Source organism: Tenacibaculum sp. L6 (genome assembly GCF_028823685.1).
Taxonomy (GTDB): domain Bacteria; phylum Bacteroidota; class Bacteroidia; order Flavobacteriales; family Flavobacteriaceae; genus Polaribacter.
The window spans coordinates 1-5848 of sequence record NZ_JAPEHZ010000092.1; the positions used below are offsets into that span (position 1 = coordinate 1).

3 protein-coding genes and 1 pseudogene are annotated in these 5848 nt (G+C 35.0%); 1 reads left to right on the top strand and 3 read right to left on the bottom strand.

Translation table 11 applies throughout. From position 1 onward, the window contains the following. Positions 1 to 627 (top strand): annotated as a pseudogene (locus tag OU788_RS11545) (hypothetical protein); the annotation flags it as partial. Positions 628 to 1068: 441 nt separating this feature from the next. Here OU788_RS11545 and infB read toward each other — a convergent pair. The 3 genes from infB to rimP form a co-directional block, all read right to left on the bottom strand. Then, the gene (gene infB, locus OU788_RS11550) at positions 1069 to 3963 is read right to left on the bottom strand and encodes a translation initiation factor IF-2 (RefSeq protein ID WP_274635310.1); all 2895 of its coding nucleotides are present in this window, start codon (positions 3961 to 3963) and stop codon (positions 1069 to 1071) included. A gap of 136 nt (positions 3964 to 4099) precedes the next feature. After that, positions 4100 to 5356 (bottom strand): transcription termination factor NusA, encoded by a 1257-nt coding sequence (nusA, locus tag OU788_RS11555; protein ID WP_274635311.1) that lies wholly within the window; start codon positions 5354 to 5356, stop codon positions 4100 to 4102. Between the two features lie 12 nt (positions 5357 to 5368). Next, positions 5369 to 5833 (bottom strand): ribosome assembly cofactor RimP, encoded by a 465-nt coding sequence (gene rimP, locus OU788_RS11560; protein ID WP_274635312.1) that lies wholly within the window; start codon positions 5831 to 5833, stop codon positions 5369 to 5371. Between the last annotated feature and the right edge of the window lie 15 nt (positions 5834 to 5848).

Here is a 5848-nt window from a genome sequence, read left to right on the forward strand (position 1 = left end):
GCTACTTTTAACTCTTCTAAAGAATTTAACGGACTTTCTTTATTCGGTGTTGGTTCTGGAACTACTGTAGAGTATATTCAATCATACGAAGGTGGTGATGACGGAATCGAGTTCTTCGGAGGTACTGTTAACGGTAAATATTTAGTTTCAACTAACTCAGGAGATGATTCAATTGACTTTGCTGACGGATGGGCTGGAACTGGTGAATACTGGTATATCTCAGGAAGTGCTAAAGCTGGTATCGAAGGATCTAACAACGGTAACGATGGTGATGCTGCTCCTGTAACAAACGCAACCTTAAGAAACATCTCTATCGTAGGACCTGTAACTGAAGGTGCTTTATATTACAAAGAAGGTGGTGGTAACTTTACTATCGAAAACTTCTACGTATCTGGTGTAGATTTAGGTGTAAAAGTAAAAGATACTGACGCTGAAGCTGCTGTAAGAATTGAAAATGGAGATTTAAAAATGACTAACGTTCAGTTTGATAACAGTGCTGCAGGTTTTTCTTTAACAGATTACGCTGGAGCTAACCAATCATTCATTACTGAAGGAGCTACTACAGGTGCTGGTAACGGTGCTGCTGCTCCTGATTGGACTAACGGATGGACAAAAGGTTTAGAATAACCTAAAACATAAATCAAGAAAAACCGAGCTATATGCTCGGTTTTTTTATTCCTTATCTCCTATTTTTATGGTGAATTCTGCATGTAAAGCTCCATCAGTAATTCTTTTTTCACTCGGTGCAGTTAAACTTCCTATTTCTTCTAAGTTTAACTCTTCGAGTTGTTCTTTTGAAAGTTCTTTTGTTTCATTTTCTTGATTTGTTTTATAAGTTACCTTATTATCATCAACAGTTATTTGTATTAAACTACCTCTTGTTTGTGCTTCATAAACGATCGTATAAAAGTTTTAAAGATGTTTTACACCACACGATTCATCGTACATAAAAAGGTCTTAGAAATGATTATTAGGTTTTTCATAATAATTACTTCTTTAATTATAAACATAAAAAAAGACGCCTCATTAATAATGAGACGTCTTATATTTATCGCTTTGTAAGTGTTCTTACTTAAGCTTTTTCTTCACTGCTACTTCAATGTAAGCTTCTATAACATCACCTTCTTGAATGTCGTTATATCCTTTAATTTGAAGACCACAATCGTATCCTTTCGTTACTTCTTTAACATCATCTTTAAAACGTTTTAACGAAGTTAATTCACCATCATGAACAACGATTCCTTCTCTAATAATACGAACTTTAGAATCTCTTGTAATCTTACCAGACATCACCATACATCCTGCAATATTACCAACCTTAGAAATTTTATAAACTTCTCTAATTTCAACATTACCAAGAACTTCTTCTTTCATTTCAGGAGACAACATTCCTTCCATTGCGTCTTTCAAGTCGTTGATTGCGTCATAGATGATTGAGTATGTTCTGATATCTACTTCTTCTCTATCGGCTACGGCACGTGCATTTCCTTGCGGACGTACGTTAAATCCAACAATAATGGCATCAGATGCAGTTGCTAATAATACGTCAGACTCTGTAATTGCTCCAACTCCTTTATGGATAATATTTACTTGAATTTCTTCAGTAGATAACTTTTGGAATGAATCTGTTAAGGCCTCTACCGAACCATCCACATCTCCTTTTAAGATGATGTTTAATTCTTTAAAGTCTCCTAATGCGATACGACGTCCAATTTCTGCAAGGGTCAATGTTTTCTGAGTTCTTACAGATTGTTCACGTTGTAATTGAGAACGTTTTGCTGCAATTTGTTTTGCTTCACGCTCATCATCAAATACATTGAACTTATCACCTGCTTGTGGTGCTCCATCTAAACCTAAGATTGATACAGGCATTGAAGGTCCAGCTTCTTTTACTTTTTTACCTTTATCATCAAACATAGCTCTTACTTTACCACTGTGTTTTCCTGCTAAGATATAATCTCCAATTTTTAAGGTACCTGCTTGTACTAAAATCGTAGAAACATATCCTCTACCTTTATCTAATAAAGCTTCAACAACTGCTCCGTTAGCATTTTTATTAGGGTTTGCTTTTAACTCTAATACTTCTGCTTCTAACAATACTTTTTCTAGTAAATCATCAACTCCTTGTCCTGTTTTTGCAGAAATCTCTTGAGATTGAATATTACCTCCCCAATCTTCTACTAATAAGTTCATAGAAGAAAGTTGTGTTTTAATATTATCTGGATTTGCGTTTGGCTTATCTATTTTGTTAATCGCGAATACAATTGGTACTCCTGCTGCTTGTGCGTGAGCAATTGCCTCTTTTGTTTGTGGCATTACATCATCATCGGCAGCAACTACGATAATAACTAAATCGGTAACTTGAGCTCCACGGGCACGCATTGCCGTAAAGGCCTCGTGACCTGGTGTATCTAAGAATGTAATTCTTTGATCTCCTACTTTTACAGAATATGCACCAATATGCTGTGTAATTCCTCCTGATTCTCCTTCAATTACATTAGCTTTACGTACGTAATCTAGTAACGAAGTTTTACCGTGATCTACGTGACCCATTACGGTTACAATCGGTGCACGAGTAATTAAATCTTCTGGACTATCTTCTACTTCTTCAATTGCTTCTTCAACTTCTGCACCTACGAATTCTACTGTGTAGTTAAATTCTTCTGCAACAATTGATAAAGTTTCAGCATCTAAACGTTGGTTCATTGTTACCATCATTCCTAACATCATACAGGTAGAAATAATTTGAGTAACAGGAACATCCATCATCGTTGCAACTTCACTTACCGTAACAAACTCAGTTACTTTTAACACTTTGCTTTCTGCTTGTGCTGCTTGTAATTCTGCTTCTGATTGTTGACGATGTGCATCTCTCTTATCACGACGATACTTGGCACCTTTTCCTTTTTTAGATTTTCCTTGAAGTTTTTCTAAGGTTTCTCTAACTTGCTTTTGGATTTGTGCTTCTGTTAACTCTTCTTTCGGAGCTACATTTTGTCTTCCTCTTCCGCCACGTTGTCCTCCACGGTTTTGACCACCACGATTCTGACCTCCACGGTTTTGACCTTGGTTTGGTCTTGATGCGTTGTTACCAGCTCCTGTTGTTGTTCCAGCAGGCTTACTTATTCTTTTACGCTTTTTCTTATCTGCATCATTTGCAGCAGCGCCTTTATTTTCTGGCTTTTTCTTCTTAGGTCTTTCAAATTGTTTTAAATCAATTTTTTGACCTGTAAAGTTGGGACCTTCTAATTTTTTATACTGAGTTTTAATTTTTTCAGCATTTTCAGGAGTAACTTCTACCTCTTTTGTAGGTTGTTTTACTTCTTCAACCTTTTTCTCAACAGGCTTCTTTTCTTGCTTAGGCTCTTCAGCTTTTACTTCCTTTTTTGGAGTTTCAACTGGCTTCACTTCTTTAGGCTGCTCTACTTTTTGAGGCTCTGGCTTTTTTTCTTCAGCTTTAACTGGTTCTTCTACCTTAACAGGCTCTTCTTTCTTAGGAGCTTTAACCTCTTTCTCTACTACAGTTACAGGTTCTTCTTTTTTAGGAGCTTCAACCTCTTTTTCTACTACAGGCTCTTCTACTTTGTCTTCTAAAGCCTTTCCTGTTTCAACATCAATTTTACCTACAGTTTTAATCTCTAGTTTTTCAGCTTTGGCTTTTAAAACTTCTTGTTTTTTAGCTTCCTCCTCTAATCTCTTCTTTTCTTGCTCCTCTTCTAATTGCTGACGAATTGCCTCTTTTTCTTTTCTCTTTTCTTCGCTTACTTCTTTAGAGGCCACCTTCTTAGATTTATCAGTTTGAAATCCATCAAATAAAATTTGATATTCTTCGTCTGATATTTTGGTAGTAGGGCGAGCTTCTATATCATGACCATTTTTAGCCAAGTGTTCTACAGCTCTATCTAAAGAAATGTTTAATTCTCTTAAAACCTTATTTAGTCTTAATTTTTTGCCTTCAGCCATATATTGTTTTATACTTTTTTATTGAAAAAACACACTTTACACGCAAAACGTATAGTTATGCTCTTTTTCTACTTTTTGCCAAATTTTATGTAGCAAATCTACAAAGGATACTGGCTTCCTCTTTATTATTTATATGTTAATCTTCGAATTCTTCTCTTAAAATTCGTTGAACATCTAAAATAGTTTCTTCTTCTAAATCGGTTCTTTGTACTAACATTGATACGTCTTTTTCTAAAACGCTCTTCGCAGTATCTAAACCTATTTTCTTGAATTCTTCAATTACCCAAGCTTCGATTTCATCAGAGAATTCTGTTAATTCTACATCTTCTTCTTCAAGACCTTCTCTTTTAACGTCGATTTCGTAACCTGTTAATTCACTTGCTAAACGAATATTAACCCCAGCTCTACCAATTGCTTTTGATACTTCTTCTGGTTTTAATAAAACCTCTACACGTCCTTTTTTACCATTCTTCTCTTCGTCAAACATTTCAATCTCTACAGAAGTTACTTTTGCAGGACTTAATGCTCTTGCTACGAACAACTGTTCGTTCTTAGTGTAATTGATTACATCAATGTTTTCGTTTCCTAATTCACGAACGATACCGTGAATACGAGAACCTTTTACACCAACACAAGCTCCAACAGGATCAATTCTATCATCGTACGAATCTACGGCGATCTTTGCTTTATCCCCAGGTATTCTTGCTACTCCTTCAATAGTAATTAAACCGTCAAAAACTTCAGGAATTTCTTGTTCAAATAACTTTACTAAGAATGCAGGCGAAGTTCTAGACAATATAATTGCTGGTTTGTTACCTCTTAATTCTACTGATTTAATAACTCCACGAACAGCATCTCCTTTTCTAAAGAAGTCAGAACGAATTTGTTCACTCTTTGGTAAAACAATCTCATTTCCTTCATCGTCCAACAAAATTACAGCATTATGACGAATATGATGTACTTCTGCACTATAAATTTCTCCTTCTAAGTCTTTAAAATGCTTAAATACATTCGTACTATCATGCTCGTGTATTTTAGAAATTAAGTTTTGGCGTAATGCTAAAATAGCACGTCTTCCTAAATCAATTAACTTAACTTCTTCAGATACGTCTTCACCAATTTCAAAATCTGGTTCTATTTTTCTTGCTTCAGAAAGTTCTATTTCCTCATTATCATCTTCAGACATCCCATCTGCCACAACTACACGGTTTCTCCAAATCTCTAAATCTCCTTTATCAGGGTTGATGATGATATCAAAGTTATCGTCTGACCCAAACCTACGTTTTAAGGCTGCACGAAATACTTCTTCTAAGATAGACATTAGGGTTACCCTGTCTATACTCTTATTATCTTTAAACTCCGAAAATGATTCAATTAATGCAATATTTTCCATTTCATTCTCTAATTAAAATATGATCTTCACTTTTGCTTCTTTAATATCTTCATACGCTAGTGTTTTTGTTTTTTCTACCGTATGTTTTCCTTTACCTACTGGTTTAGGCTCTCTTGCTTTCCAATGTAACGTAATGTTGTCTTCTGTTACTTTGGTTAACGTTCCTTCGAACTCTTCTTCTGTTACTGTTTTAACAGCAAGAATTCTGTTAATATTCTTTTTATACTGACGCTTCACCGTTAACGGGCGTGCAATATCTGGTGTGGTTACCTCTAACGAAAAATCTTCTTCTTCTCTATCTAAATTGTGCTCAATTTTTCTACTGATACGAATACATTCGCTTAAAGGTACACCTGAATCTCCATCTACTATTACTTTTATTTTATTGTCTGACAAAAACTGTAAGTCTATTAAATATAATGACTCGTTTTCTTGTAAGGCTTCTTGTAATAATTCTTTAACTCGTTCTTGATTCATACTAGGTATAAAAAG